Below are 18350 nucleotides of genomic sequence, written 5' to 3'. Positions count from 1 at the left end.
TCGCGAGCTCTTAGTTTTTTTGTTCGGCAATCCGTTCGGCAATCCTGGTCATATTTTCGTTACTGTCACGATGAACAATAATGTTATCTTCAATACGGATCCCGCCATAGGGCCGATACGTATCGACCACATCCCAGTTGATATATTTTGATGACTCACTGCTTTTGAGGTCGGCCAGCAACGACGCAATGAAATATAAACCCGGTTCGATAGTAAATACCTGACGGGCTTCCACAGCGCGAGTACATCGTAAGAACGGGTGTTCATCAGGGGCCGGCTTCGGTGTGCCACGATCATCCATTACCAGTCCGCCCACATCATGTACCTGTAACCCCAGGAAGTGGCCAATCCCGTGCGGGAAGAAAGTACGGGTAATCCCCTGTGTCAGACAGTCCTCGGCAGTCATGTTGACCAAACCGGCCTGCACCAGCACATTGGCAATACCTTCATGGGCTGCCAGGTGGATATCGGCATACTCTACACCGGGCTTTAAACGTTCTGCCAGTGACAAAGTCAATTTATCCAGTTCAATGATGAGCGCTTTAAACGGATTATCACCAATGGTATAGGTCCGGGTAATATCAGCCGCGTAACCGTTATAATTGGCACCGGCATCAATCAGAAATGAACGATGCTGGTCTGGCTTAGCCGTGTCGTAGTGCATATAGTGGAGTATCGAACAATGCTCATTGAGTGCAATGATACCGGTATAGGGCACGTCATTGTCGCCCTGCTGGGTAGCGGCATTGTAAGCCAAGTTTATATTAAACTCACTTTCGCCGGCAAAAAAAGCATCCGCCGCCGCGCGGTGACCCGCCACCGCTATACGGTTAGCCTCGCGCATGCATGCCAGTTCATAGTCGGTTTTATAGGCGCGCTGATAATGCAAATAATGCAATGCCCGGTCGGGATTCACATTATTAAAGCCCAATGCGCTGGCCACCTCAATATACTCGCCTACATAGGCAAAATTGCGCTTGTCATAAGGCAGGTGCTTTTCCACCATATCCGCCTGCTTAAGCATTACCACATCAAAACAGTCGGTCCAGTATTCATTCGGCTCAGGTGGTACCTTGTGCCAGAAGTCAGTGGGCCGGTAAAAAATTAACTTGGGTTTATCAACCCCGTTAACTACCAGCCAGCAATTTGGGTTATCGATAACCGGTAACCAGGCCTTAAACTGTGGGTTAACCTTAAAGGGATAATGGTTGTCGTCTAAAAACAATCGTTTGCTTTGACCTGAGTGAATAACCAACCCTTCCAGACCTTCTCGTTCCAAGGCTTCGCGGGTGCGTTGCTGAAGGGTTTTAATATGCGCTGCATACAGGTCGTGATGCTCTGTCATGGTGCCTCTGTCGTTATCTTTTATGCTTGTATTGTGGCGCATAACACTACCATGCGCCTAAGGTAAAGTCAGGCTGTCTGCCGAGAGTTTCATGCGACTCAAAGTATCGAACAACTGCGACGGCTGGCCAAGTTGTACCTGATAGATGTAGCGGTAAGCCATCACCGCTTTCACATAATGCCGGGTTTCCCGGTAAGGAATGTTTTCAATCCACACATCCAGCGACTGCTCACCGCTGGTTGGCAACCACTCCATTACCCGCTGCCAACCCGCATTGTAAGAGGCCGACACCAATACCGGATTATGATTGAGTTTGTCATTGAGGTATTTTAGATACTGAATGCCGAACTCCAGATTTTGCTCGGGCTCCAGCAGAGTGCGGTAGCCTACCCGCTGCTTACTGATGTAATTCACGGTTCCCGGCATCAACTGCATCAAACCCCGGGCACCTGCCGGAGATACGGCATCAACCATAAACGAGCTTTCCCGACGGGCAATCGCCATTGCCAGCGCCGGATCTACTTCATGCTGGGAGGCCTGCTGCTGGAACTCTTCGGCAAAGGCCATGGGAAAGCGCCGACGCACATCGTTAAAGTAACCGGTTTGAGCAAAGCCAATAATCGCCTGATCGTGCCATCCCCAGTCACTGGCAAGCAGCGTTACCGCACGCTTTTCTTCGTTGGTCAGGCGTCGATTCAGGTAATACCATTCGCGCCTGGCTTCCACATACCGGCCCAGCTTAAATAACTCATAGGCGCGTTGCACTGCCGGCACAGTGCTCATTCTGGCCAGGGTGTAATCGCTCATTTCAAGGGGTTGATCGGCCAGTTCCGGGGCCTGTTGTAAGCGAGCGCTGGCCAAAAATCCATAATAATGACGCTCTTTGGCCAACTCACCGTAAAGTTGTTGCGGTACCTGCTCAGCACTAAGCTCTGAAAGTCCCCGTGCCCGCCAGTAACGAAACGCGTCCTGACGCTGCTCATCTGCCGGCGCAGTTTGAATCACTTCCAAAGCCTGCTGCCAGTCATTTTGCCGCAACGTATAGGCAAGATGCCAGTGCCTGACATCTTCTTCGGCATCCGGGACGTTAGCCTTTGCCAGCCACTCACCGGCGTTATCATCGCCTTCAATGACCAGACTAATGGCAATTGCGCGATAAATTTGTCTGACTTGAGCTTCACTGAAGGCTGTTTTCCCCTGCCAGTACTGAAAGGCTTTTATTGCTTTTGTGGGCGTCTGCCACGCCAACCGGATCAGACCGTAATACAGTACGGCTTTTTCCTGCTCAGGGAATTTACCCGGGAATAAACGATAATTAAGGACAGTCGACGATGAACGACGGGTTTGTCGCCATAAATCGACCAGATAATGGTGCGAGGCTGGCAGCCTGCGCTGTAAATACCCCAGCAGATTTCGATTACCACCGCGCACGACTTTTTCAATGCGTCTGAGAACCATATCGGTAGTCATGTGGCCGGCCTGTTGCCATTGTTTGAATACCGGGTCGCATTCGTCCGGACGCGACTGCCCGGACAACCAGAGCGTATCGACCTGCTCGAACCAGTAATCGGGATTGTCGGACTCTTGTAACTGATAGTGCAGATAGCGGCAGGTATATTTAGTACCAAGTCCCGGTTGATAGGCCTCTATAAAAGCTGTTTTTCTTTGCTGCTCGCTTAGCAGGTCCAGCCAGCGCTTGCGTAACTGCGTAGCCAGAGGGGTACCAGCATAGCGGGCGAGAAATTCATTGACTGTGGTGTCGGAAAGACTCCCCAGGGTGCGCTCGGCAAGTCGCAGCTTTAAATATGGCACCAGCGGGTAATTAGCCAGACCCTCAATATCTTTATGGATCGCTGGCAGCTTAGATACCGGCAGCGTGTTGAGTTGTTTCTCCAGGCTTAAAAATTGTGCGCGTTGTTCTACACGCAGTTTGCCATCTTCGGCCACCGCATACGACGAAGCAAACCAATTCAGTAACGTGAACAGCAGTACTAACCGCAATGCCTGCACAACATCTCCTTTTTGCCCGGGCTACATTAGAGTCTCGTAGTGTAGAGACTCTGCGGCCGGGATGACAGCGATATTCGATGACTCGCTTTTGTACGAGTTTCAGGGCAAAAAGTAGCCAACAGTGCTAACATCAATAACAGCATTATCGGAATCGCCTGCCCGTAGTTCTAATTTAGCAAAATTGGCGAAAAATGGCAGCGACAGGAATGGCTATACACAACTATAAATAAATTAAATATGCGTTAAAGGGCTTGAAAACGTTACCTTAGACACCATTGACTCAACATAATTGAAACACCTGTTTGAATTTTTGTTGATATTTTTCTCTGCATTGGAAAGAATCAGGGTTTAAAGAAAACGCGCCTCCCTACAATTTTATTAATTTCACGCGTAACGCTGAAAGGAGACAACAATGATCTACGAAGGCCAAAATCTAACGGTATCACTGTTGGATAACGGTTTTGCTGAGCTGGTATTTGATGCCAAGGGCTCAGTAAATAAATTCGACCGCCAGACAATCAGTGACCTGGACGAAGCCACCCAGGCAATCGCCGCCAACCGCGACGTCAAAGGTGTGGTAGTTCGCAGCGCCAAGCCGGCTTTTATCGTTGGGGCTGATATCACAGAATTTACCGACATGTTTGCTCAGCCTGAAGAAGACATTCTGGCCTGGGTTGCCGAAACATCGAAAGTGTTTAACCGTTTCGAAGATCTGCCGGTCCCTACCGTCGCGGCCGTGAATGGTTTTGCATTAGGTGGCGGGTGTGAAATGGCACTCGCTTGTGACCTTCGCGTTGTTGATACTACCGCTTCCATTGGCTTGCCAGAGGTAAAATTAGGCCTGATGCCAGGCTTTGGTGGTACCGTTCGTCTGCCACGGCTCATCGGCTCTGACAACGCTCTTGAGTGGATGACCACTGGCAAAGACAGAAAAGGTCAGCAGGCACTGAATGAAGGCGCCGTAGATGCCGTTGTTGCACCTGAAAAGCTGACTGAAGCCGCACTAAGCATGGTGGCCGATGCAGCCGCAGGTAACATTGACTGGCAGGCTCGCCGGACCAGCAAAAAAGCGCCGCTTAAACTAAACAGCAACGAAGCCATGATGAGTTTCTCTACCGCTCAGGCTTTTGTTGCAGCTAAGGCAGGCAAACACTACCCAGCGCCACACATGATGGTAGAAACCGTTAAAAACGCCGCATCACTGGATCGTGACGGCGCACTGGCACTGGAAAACCAGGGCTTTGTAAAACTGGCCAAAACCGATGCAGCGAAAGCTCAGATTGGTATTTTCATGGCCGATCAGCTGGTGAAAGGCAAAGGTAAAAAATTAGCCAAGTCGGCCAGTAAAGCGGTAAAAATGAATGCTGTGTTAGGTGCCGGTATCATGGGTGGCGGTATTGCTTACCAAAGCGCCGTAAAAGGGTTGCCGGTAGTGATGAAAGATATCAACCAGCCAGCTCTGGACCTGGGCCTTTCTGAAGCTGCTAAGATCCTCAACAAAGGGATGCAGTTGGGTAAAGTCACGCCTGAAAAAATGGCTAAAACCCTCAACGCCATTACGCCATCACTTGAATACAGCGCCATTAAAGACGTTGATTTAGTAATTGAAGCGGTGGTTGAAAATCCGAAGGTTAAAAGCATAGTACTGAAAGAAACTGAGCAGAATGTGGATGATGACACTATCCTGTGCTCAAACACCTCCACCATTTCCATTAACCAGCTGGCAGAAAGCCTTGAGAAACCAGAGCGTTTCTGTGGTATGCACTTCTTCAATCCGGTGCACCGCATGCCACTGGTAGAAATAATCCGCGGTGAAAAAACCTCAGACGACACCATTGCAGCGGTAGTGGCTACCACCCTGCAAATGGGCAAGACGCCTATCGTCGTCAATGACTGCCCGGGCTTTTTGGTAAACCGCGTATTATTCCCTTACTTTGCTGGTTTCTCGAAACTGGTTCTCGATGGTGCCGACTTTGTTGCCGTCGATAAAGTGATGGAAAAACAATTTGGCTGGCCAATGGGCCCGGCTTACCTGCTCGATGTAGTTGGGATGGATACGGCAGACCATGCAGCTTCTGTAATGGCAGACGGTATTCCTGAGCGTATGGCAAAAGTCGAAAACGACCCGGTTACACTGCTGTTTAACGAAGAGCGTTTAGGTCAGAAAAATGCCAAAGGCTTCTATAACTTCAGCAAGGATAAGCGTGGTAAACCGAAGAAAGACGCAGCCCCAGAAGCTTATGAGCTGATTAAACCTCACCAGGCAGAGGCCAGCGAATTTAGCAGTGATGAAATCATCGCCCGCCTGATGATCCCGATGGCCAACGAAGCCATTCGTTGTCTTGAGGAAGGTATCGTGGCAAGCGCTGCTGAGGCTGATATGGCCCTGATTTACGGACTTGGCTTCCCGCCGTTCCGTGGTGGTATTTTCCGTTACATCGAAACTATGGGATTAGCGAATTTTGTCGAACTTGCCGACAAATACGCCCATTTGGGTCCGATTTACCAAATTACAGACGGCGTTCGTCAAATGGCCGCTGAAGGTAAATCTTACTTCGCTTAATCACCTTAGGAGACATAATCATGAAAGATGTAGTAGTTATTGACTGTATTCGCACGCCCATGGGTCGCTCCAAAGGTGGCATATTCAGAAACGTTCGTGCCGAGAGCTTATCGGCGCACTTAATGAGTGCCCTGATTGCCAGAAACCCCAATGTGGATCCGGCAGAAATTGAAGACATTATCTGGGGCTGTGTTCAGCAAACCAAAGAGCAGGGCTTTAATATTGCCCGTAATGCCCAGCTGTTAACCGAAATTCCACGCAGTACTTCTGCGGTAACGGTTAACCGTTTATGTGGATCATCCATGCAGGCGCTGCATGATGCCACTAAAAGCATTATGACCGGTCAGGGTGATGTGTACATGATTGGTGGTGTGGAGCACATGGGGCATGTGCCAATGACCTTTAACCTCGACTTCCATCCGGGACTGGCAAAATATACTGCCAAAGCCTCTGGAAACATGGGCATGACAGCAGAACTGCTGGGCCGCCAGAATGGCATTACCCGTGAAATGCAGGATGCCTTCGCTGCCCGCTCACACCAGAAAGCACACCAGGCACACCTGGAAGGCCGCTGGGCCAGTGAGATTGTCGCCACCGAAGGTCATGATGCCGACGGCGTTTTAAAGATGATCGACTTTGACGAAGTTATCCGCCCGGAAAGTACACCAGAGACCATGGCTGCGCTACGCCCGGTATTTGATCCGGTGAACGGTACCGTTACCGCCGGTTCTGCTTCGGCGATTTCAGACGGTGCTTCGGCAATGCTGTTAATGTCGGCCGATCGTGCCAAAGAACTGGGCCTGACACCACGCGCTAAGATCCGCTCAATGGGTGTGGCTGGCTGTGACGCGGCGATCATGGGTTACGGCCCGGTGCCGGCTACGCAAAAAGCCCTCAAGCGTGCGGGCTTAACCATGGATGACATTGAAATTGCGGAGTTTAACGAAGCCTTTGCGGCACAGGCGCTAAGCTGTATTAAGCAACTTGGCTGGCTGGATAAGTACGACGAATGCGTTAACTTAAACGGCGGGGCGATTGCGCTTGGTCACCCTCTGGGGTGCTCGGGCTCGCGTATCAGCACCACGCTGATTAACCTGATGGAAGCCAATAACAAGTCGATAGGTCTGGCTACCATGTGTATTGGTTTAGGCCAGGGTATTGCGACTATCTTCGAACGCGTATAGGCATAAAAACAACAGTATCAGGGCACCCAAAGGTGCCTTGATGCTTTCACTAATAATCCGCTTCTATTCTTATCTCTTATTTCACCTACAAACAATCTGTTACAGAATAATTCAGTATTGGTCTGGCAGCATCTTGCCTGCACTGATAATCTGGCGTCGGCGTGATTGACTGATGATATCAGGTGATGTTGAAATTACGCTTAAGTGAAGAAGAATCCCCAAAAAAGGACTTTAAAATGAAAAAAGTACTCGTTGCTTCGGCAATACTACTTTGCAGCCATACTGCGTTTGCAGCAGAAAACCAATGGAATGCAGGTATCTCCTATTTCAATCTGTCTGAAGATATCGATCTCTATTCCAATGAAACGATTTCATTAGGCGGTGTAGTTGGACACGTTAACTACAGCTATCCGGTGAGTGACCAGTTTAGTATCTTACCAGACGTGCGTCTTGGTACCGGTCTGCTGGATGACAGCATCGATTTCATCTACGGCTCAGAGCTCGACATTGAGCTGGAATTATTTGCCGCACTATCAGTGCGTGCTCAATATGATTTCAACAAACAGTTTTATGCGTTTATTGCCCCTTCTTATGCCTACGCGCGCATTGGCGTTAAATATGAAGGCTACACCGAATCAGAAGGTGACTGGGACTCAGGTATCGGCGGTGGTATTGGTTATAAAATCAGTGATGCAGCGGCAGCTGAGTTTCGTTACGAGTCATATAGCGGTACTAACGCACTGATGGCAGGTTTTAGTTTCAGCTTCTAATCCGCGTGAGATCGGACATTGCTCTGTCGGTGTCCGACAGAGCAATGTCATAATTAACTAGCGTTTACTCGCAAAGAAAGCGCTCACAGCGTCCTTCAGGTCAGTACAGCGCGAGTAGCCAGTAGCCGTACCGTCAGGCTTATAATCCGAGTCAACCAAATAAAGGTGCGACACACCCGCACTTTGCCCGGCCTGAATATCGGACATCTTGTCACCTACCAGCACGGATTTTGTCACATCAATTCCGTGTTTTTCAGCGGCAGCGATAATCATCCCCGGATTGGGTTTGCGAAAAGTACACTCTTTCAGATAAGCGCCCTGCCCATGAGTGGCATGATGTGGGCAATGTCTGACATCGGTAATAGTGATATGGTGCTCTTCAAATTGCTGACACATCCAACGGGTTAATTCAGCAAACTGAGCCTCGGTATAGTATCCACGCCCAATACCCGCCTGATTAGTGACAACAATAATGGCATAACCTTCATCCACTATACGTTTACAGGCCTCAAACACACCGGACGCAAACTCAAAACTCTCGGGCTCGCATACATAGCCATGATCAATGTTTATTACACCATCCCTGTCGAGGAAAAATGCTTTATGCATTGGCTTTGGCATATTGAATGTTCCGTTGGTTTCAGAATGTGCGGATTAACTGGATTACGCATAAAGTCACAATTAACGTTATAATATTCCAAGTTTTTATAAATTGAAATTGATCTCTATGCTAACTCAAATAAAATCAAAAATACGCGACGCCATTACCGTTAAAGAACTGGTTATCCAGGACGAGGCACTGCTCTCAGAATTACAGACACTAATAGAAGCTTGTATCTCATCTTTAAAAAGTGGCGGTAAAATTATCTTTTGTGGTAACGGGGGAAGTTTTGCCGATGCCCAGCATTTGTCTGCCGAGTTTACTGCACGGTTTGAGCGAGAACGTTCATCATTGGCTTCTGTTGCTTTGGGGACTAACAGTTCAACGCTAAGCGCAATTGGCAATGACTATGGCTATGAATATGTATTTTCAAGAGAGTTAGAAAGTATTGGTCAGGACAAGGACATTTTTATCGCCATATCAACCAGTGGTAATAGCAAAAATATAGTTCAAGCTGTGAAGGTAGCGAATGCGAAAGGCATCAAAACATGGGGATGGACCGGTCAGGGGGCCGGCAAGATGGCAGATATGTGCAGTACGCTGCGCATGCCCTCTTCGAATACTGCTCGCATACAGGAGTGCCACATTATGCTTGGCCACATCCTCTGTGGTGCAGTAGAAGAGCTGTATTTTAACTAATCTATAGCTAGGCGATAACAATTGACTGGGAAATACTCTGCTATTTCTATCGCGTTAGCACCATTGATATTGATCACGTAGGTACGGTAAGCAACTGATTGCGGTTGTTTATCGTCTGCAATATGTTGAATATTGAGCCCAAAATCAAAGATCTCACGATAAGACTCAAGCCCCTCATCTCTAAGTAGCTCACCAATACCAATTTGATTGGCAATGAGTCGTTGCGCCGCAGAAGAAGGCAGCTTATCCAAACAAATGTATGAATCAGCAGTAGCATAAACTCTATTGGTGTTCTGCCCAACCAACTTAATTTCTCTGTGCAAATACTGGTTATGTAAAGATGTATCAAACACCGTTTCCCTTGCTGGTAGATCAACCAAATCCTGCGTAATACTTACAACAATTACAGGTTCCCAATAATACGCTTCAAGGCTTTTGGTGACTGTTCCATCCGTTACTAATAACGTTCGTAAGAAAGGAGGCAATTTGGAGAGGTCAACTTCTTCACCACGGTGATTGGTAACCGTTCCCCCTTCAATAAATCCCTTTGTTTTAAAATGCTTTCTGATCACGCGCTTATCTTTACTTTATGTATTAAATGGGAGTCTAACACTAATAGACTGAATATGAGATGAGCGAATAAAACAAAACAGATACTTAATCCCATAGCCGGCACGGACTATGTTCTACTTTTTTCTATTTCTCTCTCACATGAGGCTAGGGCAATCACCGGCGGAGAACGGTTTCAAGCAAGCAAACCGTTTTGCTTGCGCCGTTCGGAGCGGCTTCGCCTCTGGCGAAGACTGAAGGCCCGGCTCAGCCGCGGACGAGCATCGAGATAGAGCACCTTAGTGCTTTCTAAGTAAAAGGGCTATCCTGATGAGGTTGAAAGCTGTGATTACGTTTTATTAAACGCCAGATGCAAAAAAGGGCCATCCACATGGATAGCCCTTTTTCTTAGAATGGGAGCCTGGCGGTGTTCTACTCTCACATGGGGAGACCCCACACTACCATCGACGCTAACGTGTTTCACTTCTGAGTTCGGAATGGAGTCAGGTGGGACCACGTCGCTATTGCCGCCAGGCAAAACTTGGTGCAAAAAATACTGCGTAGCAATTTCTTTTGCGCAAGGAGGACTCGACTTACGCTCTGCAGCGAGTCAAGTCAACCTTACTTTAAAATCTTAACAACTTTGGAATCTGATACGTATTCAATCTGTTGAGTAACGTCACTACTCTCTTTGACTTAATTAGTCAGCCATTCCATCAACTTCTAAATGTAAAGCCATTTAGGCGTTGTATGGTTAAGCCTCTCGGGCAATTAGTACAGGTTAGCTTAACGCCTTGCAACGCTTCCACACCCTGCCTATCAACGTCATAGTCTATAACAACCCTTCCAGCACTTACGTGCAGGGATGACTCATCTTGGGGCTCGCTTCCCGCTTAGATGCTTTCAGCGGTTATCGATTCCGAACTTGGCTACCGGGCAATGCCTTTGGCAAAACAACCCGAACACCAGCGGTTCGTCCACTCCGGTCCTCTCGTACTAGGAGCAGCTCCCCTCAATCATCCAACGCCCACACCAGATAGGGACCGAACTGTCTCACGACGTTCTAAACCCAGCTCGCGTACCACTTTAAATGGCGAACAGCCATACCCTTGGGACCGACTTCAGCCCCAGGATGTGATGAGCCGACATCGAGGTGCCAAACACCGCCGTCGATATGAACTCTTGGGCGGTATCAGCCTGTTATCCCCGGAGTACCTTTTATCCGTTGAGCGATGGCCCTTCCATACAGAACCACCGGATCACTATGACCTACTTTCGTACCTGCTCGACGTGTCTGTCTCGCAGTTAAGCTAGCTTATGCCATTGCACTAACCTCACGATGTCCGACCGTGATTAGCTAACCTTCGTGCTCCTCCGTTACTATTTGGGAGGAGACCGCCCCAGTCAAACTACCCACCAGACACTGTCCTCAATCCCGATAAGGGACCTAAGTTAGAACATCAAACATACCAGGGTGGTATTTCAAGGACGGCTCCACAGAAACTAGCGTCTCTGCTTCGAAGCCTCCCACCTATCCTACACAAGTAGGTTCAATGTTCAGTGCCAAGCTGTAGTAAAGGTTCACGGGGTCTTTCCGTCTAGGTGCGGGTACACAGCATCTTCACTGCGATTTCAATTTCACTGAGTCTCGGGTAGAGACAGCGTGGCCATGGTTACACCATTCGTGCAGGTCGGAACTTACCCGACAAGGAATTTCGCTACCTTAGGACCGTTATAGTTACGGCCGCCGTTTACCGGGGCTTCGATCAAGAGCTTCGCCTAAGCTAACCCCATCAATTAACCTTCCGGCACCGGGCAGGTGTCACACCCTATACGTCCTCTTTCGAGTTTGCAGAGTGCTGTGTTTTTAATAAACAGTCCCAGCCACCTGGTCACTGCGGCCCCCGACCGCTTAAGGAGCAAGTCCTATCACAATCAGGGGCGTACCTTCTCCCGAAGTTACGGTACAATTTTGCCGAGTTCCTTTACCCGAGTTCTCTCAAGCGCCTTAGTATTCTCTACCTGACCACCTGTGTCGGTTTGGGGTACGGTTTACATAATCATACGTTTAGAAGCTTTTCCTGGAAGCAGGGCATCAACAACTTCACCACCTTGGTGGCTCGTCTCGCGTCTCAGCCTTAGAATTCCGGATTTACCTAAAATTCCAGCCTACTCGCTTTCACTTGGACAACCAACGCCAAGCTTGCTTAGCCTTCTCCGTCCCTCCATCACTGATTATATAAGTACGGGAATATTAACCCGTTTCCCATCGACTACGCATCTCTGCCTCGCCTTAGGGGCCGACTTACCCTGCCCTGATTAGCATGGGACAGGAAACCTTGGTCTTCCGGCGTGCGGGTTTTTCACCCGCATTATCGTTACTCATGTCAGCATTCGCACTTCTGATACCTCCAGCAAACTTCACAGTTCACCTTCAACGGCTTACAGAACGCTCCCCTACCCAGCATGTAAACATGCTGCCGCAGCTTCGGTATATTGCTTAGCCCCGTTACATCTTCCGCGCAGGCCGACTCGACTAGTGAGCTATTACGCTTTCTTTAAAGGGTGGCTGCTTCTAAGCCAACCTCCTAGCTGTCTGGGCCTTCCCACATCGTTTCCCACTTAGCAATATTTTGGGACCTTAGCTGGCGGTCTGGGTTGTTTCCCTCTTCACGACGGACGTTAGCACCCGCCGTGTGTCTCCCGGATAGTTCTCATTGGTATTCGGAGTTTGCAAAGGGTTGGTAAGTCGGGATGACCCCCTAGCCTTAACAGTGCTCTACCCCCAATGGAATTCGTCCGAGGCTCTACCTAAATAGATTTCGGGGAGAACCAGCTATCTCCCGGTTTGATTGGCCTTTCACCCCCAGCCACAAGTCATCCCCTAACTTTTCAACGTTAGTGGGTTCGGTCCTCCAGTTGATGTTACTCAACCTTCAACCTGCCCATGGCTAGATCACCGGGTTTCGGGTCTATACCTAGCAACTAGACGCGCAGTTAACACTCGCTTTCGCTACGGCTCCCCTACATGGTTAACCTTGCTACTAAATATAAGTCGCTGACCCATTATACAAAAGGTACGCAGTCACCCCTAAAGGCTCCCACTGCTTGTACGTATACGGTTTCAGGTTCTATTTCACTCCCCTCACAGGGGTTCTTTTCGCCTTTCCCTCGCGGTACTGGTTCACTATCGGTCAAATAGGAGTATTTAGCCTTGGAGGATGGTCCCCCCATCTTCAGTCAGAATAACACGTGTTCCGACCTACTTAATATGTAAACAAAGCCGCTTCATGTACGGGACTATCACCCTGTACCGTCCAACTTTCCAGAAGGTTCCACTACAACTTTATTTATCGGCTGCTCCCCGTTCGCTCGCCGCTACTAAGGGAATCTCGGTTGATTTCTTTTCCTAAGGGTACTTAGATGTTTCAGTTCCCCTCGTTTGCCTCTACAACCTATGTATTCAGTTGCAGATACCTGTAAACAGGTGGGTTTCCCCATTCGGACATCTGTGGCTCAAATGCGTTTTGTCAGCTCACCACAGCTTTTCGCAGACTTACACGTCCTTCATCGCCTCTATTTGCCAAGGCATCCACCGTATACGCTTAGTCACTTAACCATACAACCCTAAATAGCTTCCGCTTGAGAACCTGTGTTGCGCGTTACGTCCTCGTTCGCTCAGTTATGTGTTATTCACACACGCCTTCGCTCACTCGTCGTAGCCGCTTACCCAGAACCTCAATCGTCGCTATTTCCACTTATTGACATGACTCATAAGTGTCCATAGCCGTTACAACTCAACCCAAAGCGTGCGACACGCTAAAAGGATGGACTGCGTTGCGCCTACCTCCGCCTTTTTATCCGGAGTCAGGTGAGAATTGAATCTCTGTTGTATGCATGACTGTCTAATCAATTTGGTGCAAAATCGTCATCGAAGATGGCGACTTTTGCGCAAGGAGGACGAACAGTACACTCAAGAGTGTAAACTCATCTTTCTTGCTACACCGTATGTCAAGTAGAGAGTAGTTCGTGCAAAATTTTCATCATTGCGTTAGCGTTGATGGAAACTTTTGCGCAAGGAGGACTCACAGTACGCTCAGTTGTGTAAACTAAACTTACTGCTTATTCTCTCAGTTACTCAATATTGATTGATTACTAATATCAGCTTTCCAAATTGTTAAAGAACATATCGTGGTCTTAAACCACTTCTAAACGCACTCAATATCAAATGCGCTTAGAAGTGGTGGAGCTAAGCAGGATCGAACTGCTGACCTCCTGAATGCAAATCAGGCGCTCTCCCAGCTGAGCTATAGCCCCAAGAAAGTTACTTCTCGGTGTTTTCTTTCTTAGGCGCGGCATCGTCAACCGAAGCGTGCTTCAGCACGTGAGGTTTGCGATAACAAAGCATAAGGAAGAAATGGTAGGCTTGGGCAGACTTGAACTGCCGACCTCACCCTTATCAGGGGTGCGCTCTAACCAGCTGAGCTACAAGCCTATTGCTTGGTCTTTGTCGCTCATGCGGCCTTGCTCCGGAATTTGCTTGGTCACAATCAGACGATTGTTCCCTGCGTCAAATTCCTCGCGGCGTTGCCTGAACAACAAATCCGCTACGCAATACTCTGTTTTAGGTGAGTACTACCTTTGGTGTTCTTTACTTTCTATAACAAAACAATCTGTGTAGGCACTACATTAAGTCGTCCAACGACTTTACGTAAGGAGGTGATCCAACCCCAGGTTCCCCTAGGGTTACCTTGTTACGACTTCACCCCAGTCATGAAACACAAAGTGGTAATCGTCCTCCCGAAGGTTAGACTAACTACTTCTTTTGCATCCCACTCCCATGGTGTGACGGGCGGTGTGTACAAGGCCCGGGAACGTATTCACCGCAGTATGCTGACCTGCGATTACTAGCGATTCCGACTTCATGGAGTCGAGTTGCAGACTCCAATCCGGACTACGACAAGCTTTAAGGGGTCCGCTCCACATCACTGTCTCGCTTCCCTCTGTACTTGCCATTGTAGCACGTGTGTAGCCCTACACGTAAGGGCCATGATGACTTGACGTCGTCCCCACCTTCCTCCGGTTTGTCACCGGCAGTCTCCTTAAAGTGCCCAACTAAATGCTGGCAACTAAGGACAAGGGTTGCGCTCGTTGCGGGACTTAACCCAACATCTCACGACACGAGCTGACGACAGCCATGCAGCACCTGTGTCAGAGTTCCCGAAGGCACCAATCCATCTCTGGAAAGTTCTCTGCATGTCAAGTGTAGGTAAGGTTCTTCGCGTTGCATCGAATTAAACCACATGCTCCACCGCTTGTGCGGGCCCCCGTCAATTCATTTGAGTTTTAACCTTGCGGCCGTACTCCCCAGGCGGTCTACTTAGCGCGTTAGCTTCGCTACTCACGGATTAAATCCACAAACAGCTAGTAGACAGCGTTTACGGTGTGGACTACCAGGGTATCTAATCCTGTTCGCTACCCACACTTTCGCACATGAGCGTCAGTCTTTGGCCAGGGAGCCGCCTTCGCCACTGATGTTCCTCCAGATATCTACGCATTTCACCGCTACACCTGGAATTCCACTCCCCTCTCCAAGACTCTAGTCTGCCAGTTCTAAATGACCATCCCAGGTTGAGCCCGGGGCTTTCACATCTAGCTTAACAAACCGCCTGCGTGCGCTTTACGCCCAGTAATTCCGATTAACGCTCGCACCCTCCGTATTACCGCGGCTGCTGGCACGGAGTTAGCCGGTGCTTCTTCTGTTGTTAACGTCACAGCTGGCAGGTATTAACTACCAACCTTTCCTCACAACTGAAAGTGCTTTACAACCCGAAGGCCTTCTTCACACACGCGGCATGGCTGCATCAGGGTTTCCCCCATTGTGCAATATTCCCCACTGCTGCCTCCCGTAGGAGTCTGGGCCGTGTCTCAGTCCCAGTGTGGCTGATCTTCCTCTCAGAACAGCTAGAGATCGTTGCCTTGGTAAGCCTTTACCTTACCAACTAGCTAATCTCACTTGGGCCTCTCTTCAGGTGCGAGCTAAAAGCCCGCTTTGGTCCGGAGACATTATGCGGTATTAGCAGTCGTTTCCAACTGTTATCCCCCTCCTGAAGGCAAGTTCCCAAGCATTACTCACCCGTCCGCCACTCGTCAGCGATTAGCAAGCTAATCCTGTTACCGTTCGACTTGCATGTGTTAGGCCTGCCGCCAGCGTTCAATCTGAGCCATGATCAAACTCTTCAATTAAATATCGAAATTTTGAATTGTCGTTGTTGACACTCTTAATGAGTGCCCACACAGATTGTCTTGTTATAAATTGTTAAAGAACAATGCAAGCTCTGCTTGCTGCTTCAGCGCTCTTTAAGAACCTGCCGAAGCGGGATGCGTATAATACGCTTTTGGTTTTCAGTGTCAACATCTTTTTGAAATTTAATTTCGCAAGTTGTTTTCGGTGAAAACCGTTATTAAAGGCTTACTTTACCTTCCATAACGCCTTCTTCGTGTCCCGTGTGACGTTCCCCGTCGAAGTGGGGCGCATTCTACGCATCAGAGGTTTTTCGTCAACCCCTTTTTTGTTTTTTTAATGCGTTTTTATGAAAATCAGGCTTAAGCGTCTATTTTTACAGCAAAAGCTATACTGAGAGTTATTCTTTTGTCTATATATGTGAATCAATATTGTTCATTTTGTTATAAATGAGTAAAATTTAAAAAGCCGACCCGTTCTTCCCATAACAATTATTAAGGTAGCATTATGAAAGTCAGCTTAATGCAGTGTTTTTTAGTCAGTCTTGTTCTGGCTGTTTTAGGATTTGTAATTACTCATCAGGTTTCATTTGATGGTCAAGCGCCAACAGTGGTTGCGTTGTCTTTATTAATTAGTGGTATTGTGACGCCTTGGATTGCTTCTTTTATAGGAACCAATAATCAGAGTCATTCTCAGGGGCCTGCCCCCACCACAAACCCTGTCTCCGATTCTTCGTCAGATAACGTTTCTACATTATATGTTGGTAACCTTCCGTACAAAGCAAATGAAGCAGCAGTGAAAGCTTACTTTGAAGACCATATCCGTATTCAATCGGTACGGTTAATGAAAGACAAGAAAACCGGTAAGCGTAAAGGATATGGTTTTATAGAAGTCATCGACGGTGATGTTGAGGCCATTATTGGTCAGTTTAATGATTCGGTATTTCAGGACCGCACTTTAAAAGTTCGACCGGCGAAAGACAAAGTCACCGATTAGTCCAAATAAGCAGGCCCCTATCACGGGGCCTTTTTCATTCTGCTTTAAGTGCGTTGATGCGCCCGTTAAACAAATGAAAGCGGTTTATTGCCGAAAGCACATCCGGAACATGAACCTCTTTCATCTGGTTAATAACGCCGGTTACTAACTCCTTATAGCCTTCCCCCTCTTTTAAAGTTGTATCGAGTAGCTGATTTAACGACTTCAGCTCATCCATATACTCTTTAATAGGGCGCATGTACTTTTTGAGCTCTGATGAATCACCATCACTGACTTCTTTATACGCTGAGATTTTCTCGCTAACGATTTCACGGCTGTTAAGCTTTAATGCAAAACCCGCCAGCTCTTTTTCGTCATACCCCAGATCAAGGGCTTTATCCAGCGCAGTATCCAAATCCCCCTTAAAGAATGACTTGCTGACATCGGTAATTTGCTTCACCAAATCAGAAATAGCACCGAGTTCATCATCGTCAAGCTCCCCCTGCACAGAAAAGCTAATACCCCGGTATTCAGAGAACTGTACATTCAGCGAACGCTGCGCAACAACATCACTTTGCGGTGCAGCAGATGCATTAGGATCCGCATCGCTATTGCCTGATGACGTTATCCGCTCACGGGCACTATACTGATAGTGACGTGACTGACCGAAGTTTATTTCTACCTCGTCACCGTCTTTAGTGGTTATCTTGAGCCCACCCGACTGCGACTGGGCATGCTGAGCAGATAGCGTTGCGCCAACTTCCATGGTACCGCGAAATGGCGATAAGACTTCTTTTTCGATGTTATCGATACCTTCGCCAATGGCTTCTTTACTGTTACGAATACCATCGGTGATTTCCGGATTCATAAACCCGGCCAGGTCTTTTTCTGCCATAGCAATACCCTTGGCTACTCCGGACCGGGCCTGACTAATTAAATCGGTTAGCTGTGCTTCATCTGCACCACTCTTTGCCGCGCCACGCACAACACCGCCGACAAACTTCAGAACATTGGCCGCTACTTTCTCAAAGTCAAAGGCAGACTTGTTCTCCTCAGCTTTGTCGAACCGCCGGTTATCGAAACGCCTTTCATTTAATACAACTTCCTGTTCGAGAGAGCTCACCAGAACGGTACTGCCCACCCGGGTTTGTGACAAAGTCACTTGTGTTGCCTGGCTACTTTGTTGAAACTCGCGTGCCTGCCGCAAGCCTTCTTGTTGAAGCTGCTTTTTAAGGGCAACGTCAGGCTTTTCAACAGTCGCCTGGCTGCCTTTTGCAGCAGGAATTGAATCCACACTCATAATTTAATCCTCTCACACCTCACTATAGTTATCGGCAGTTAATGAGGATTGTTTAATTTTAATACATAATTAACGTAGCGCCGCTACATTGGAAGTTTTTTGAAAAGTCT

Annotated in this window: 10 protein-coding genes, 2 tRNA genes and 3 rRNA genes; 5 read left to right on the top strand and 10 right to left on the bottom strand. The window is 48.3% G+C overall.

Annotation, left to right across the window (positions count from 1 at the left end; translation table 11 throughout):
* Nucleotides 1-10: 10 nt before the first annotated feature.
* Together pepQ and AC2T0J_RS10895 are read right to left on the bottom strand one after the other, a co-directional pair.
* Nucleotides 11-1345, bottom strand: coding sequence for a Xaa-Pro dipeptidase (pepQ, locus tag AC2T0J_RS10900; protein WP_489810317.1), 1335 nt, complete (start codon nucleotides 1343-1345; stop codon nucleotides 11-13).
* 57 nt (nucleotides 1346-1402) lie between these two features.
* Nucleotides 1403-3355, bottom strand: a complete 1953-nt coding sequence (locus AC2T0J_RS10895; protein ID WP_489810151.1) for a transglycosylase SLT domain-containing protein — start codon at nucleotides 3353-3355, stop codon at nucleotides 1403-1405.
* Between the two features lie 412 nt (nucleotides 3356-3767).
* Here AC2T0J_RS10895 and fadB point away from each other — a divergent pair, with 412 nt between their 5' ends.
* From fadB to AC2T0J_RS10880, 3 genes are all read left to right on the top strand, one after another.
* On the top strand, nucleotides 3768-5918 hold the full coding sequence (gene fadB, locus AC2T0J_RS10890) for a fatty acid oxidation complex subunit alpha FadB (RefSeq protein ID WP_489810150.1): 2151 nt from the start codon (nucleotides 3768-3770) through the stop codon (nucleotides 5916-5918).
* A 20-nt stretch (nucleotides 5919-5938) separates the two neighbouring features.
* Nucleotides 5939-7102: an acetyl-CoA C-acyltransferase FadA gene (gene fadA / locus AC2T0J_RS10885; protein ID WP_489810149.1), complete on the top strand. Its 1164-nt coding sequence runs from the start codon at nucleotides 5939-5941 to the stop codon at nucleotides 7100-7102.
* A 236-nt stretch (nucleotides 7103-7338) separates the two neighbouring features.
* A complete protein-coding gene (locus AC2T0J_RS10880; protein ID WP_489810148.1) occupies nucleotides 7339-7872 on the top strand; it encodes an outer membrane beta-barrel protein in 534 nt (177 codons plus the stop codon).
* 57 nt (nucleotides 7873-7929) lie between these two features.
* Here the strand turns inward: AC2T0J_RS10880 and AC2T0J_RS10875 are convergent, their stop codons facing one another.
* The gene (locus tag AC2T0J_RS10875; protein ID WP_489810147.1) at nucleotides 7930-8493 is read right to left on the bottom strand and encodes a D-glycero-alpha-D-manno-heptose-1,7-bisphosphate 7-phosphatase; all 564 of its coding nucleotides are present in this window, start codon (nucleotides 8491-8493) and stop codon (nucleotides 7930-7932) included.
* Between the two features lie 106 nt (nucleotides 8494-8599).
* Between AC2T0J_RS10875 and AC2T0J_RS10870 the strand changes: the two genes are divergently transcribed.
* Entirely contained in the window at nucleotides 8600-9172 is a 573-nt protein-coding gene (locus tag AC2T0J_RS10870; protein WP_489810146.1) for a D-sedoheptulose-7-phosphate isomerase, read from the top strand.
* Here the strand turns inward: AC2T0J_RS10870 and AC2T0J_RS10865 are convergent.
* From AC2T0J_RS10865 to AC2T0J_RS10840, 6 genes are all read right to left on the bottom strand, one after another.
* Complete coding sequence (locus AC2T0J_RS10865; protein WP_489810145.1) at nucleotides 9169-9744, bottom strand: chorismate--pyruvate lyase family protein; 576 nt, start codon at nucleotides 9742-9744, stop codon at nucleotides 9169-9171. The two genes, AC2T0J_RS10870 and AC2T0J_RS10865, sit on opposite strands and share 4 nt — an antisense overlap.
* Nucleotides 9745-10140: 396 nt before the next feature.
* A 5S ribosomal RNA gene (gene rrf / locus AC2T0J_RS10860) occupies nucleotides 10141-10256 on the bottom strand.
* Between the two features lie 215 nt (nucleotides 10257-10471).
* Nucleotides 10472-13340, bottom strand: a 23S ribosomal RNA gene (locus tag AC2T0J_RS10855).
* Nucleotides 13341-13962: 622 nt separating this feature from the next.
* Nucleotides 13963-14038 (bottom strand) — tRNA-Ala (locus AC2T0J_RS10850).
* Between the two features lie 101 nt (nucleotides 14039-14139).
* Nucleotides 14140-14216 (bottom strand) — tRNA-Ile (locus tag AC2T0J_RS10845).
* A 217-nt stretch (nucleotides 14217-14433) separates the two neighbouring features.
* Nucleotides 14434-15967, bottom strand: a 16S ribosomal RNA gene (locus AC2T0J_RS10840).
* Together the 16S, 23S and 5S rRNA genes with 2 tRNA genes alongside form the textbook arrangement of a ribosomal RNA operon.
* A 505-nt stretch (nucleotides 15968-16472) precedes the next feature.
* Here AC2T0J_RS10840 and AC2T0J_RS10835 point away from each other — a divergent pair.
* Nucleotides 16473-16961 carry an RNA recognition motif domain-containing protein gene (locus tag AC2T0J_RS10835; protein ID WP_489810144.1) on the top strand — a complete coding sequence of 163 codons (489 nt, stop codon included), beginning with the start codon at nucleotides 16473-16475 and terminating at the stop codon, nucleotides 16959-16961.
* Nucleotides 16962-16995: 34 nt separating this feature from the next.
* Here the strand turns inward: AC2T0J_RS10835 and AC2T0J_RS10830 are convergent, their stop codons facing one another.
* A complete protein-coding gene (locus AC2T0J_RS10830) occupies nucleotides 16996-18240 on the bottom strand; it encodes a DUF5610 domain-containing protein (RefSeq protein ID WP_489810143.1) in 1245 nt (414 codons plus the stop codon).
* Nucleotides 18241-18350: the final 110 nt, after the last annotated feature.

The sequence above is a fragment of the Alteromonas sp. ISO5 genome (genome assembly GCF_058105165.1).
This window is presented reverse-complemented; position numbering and strand designations above follow the sequence as displayed.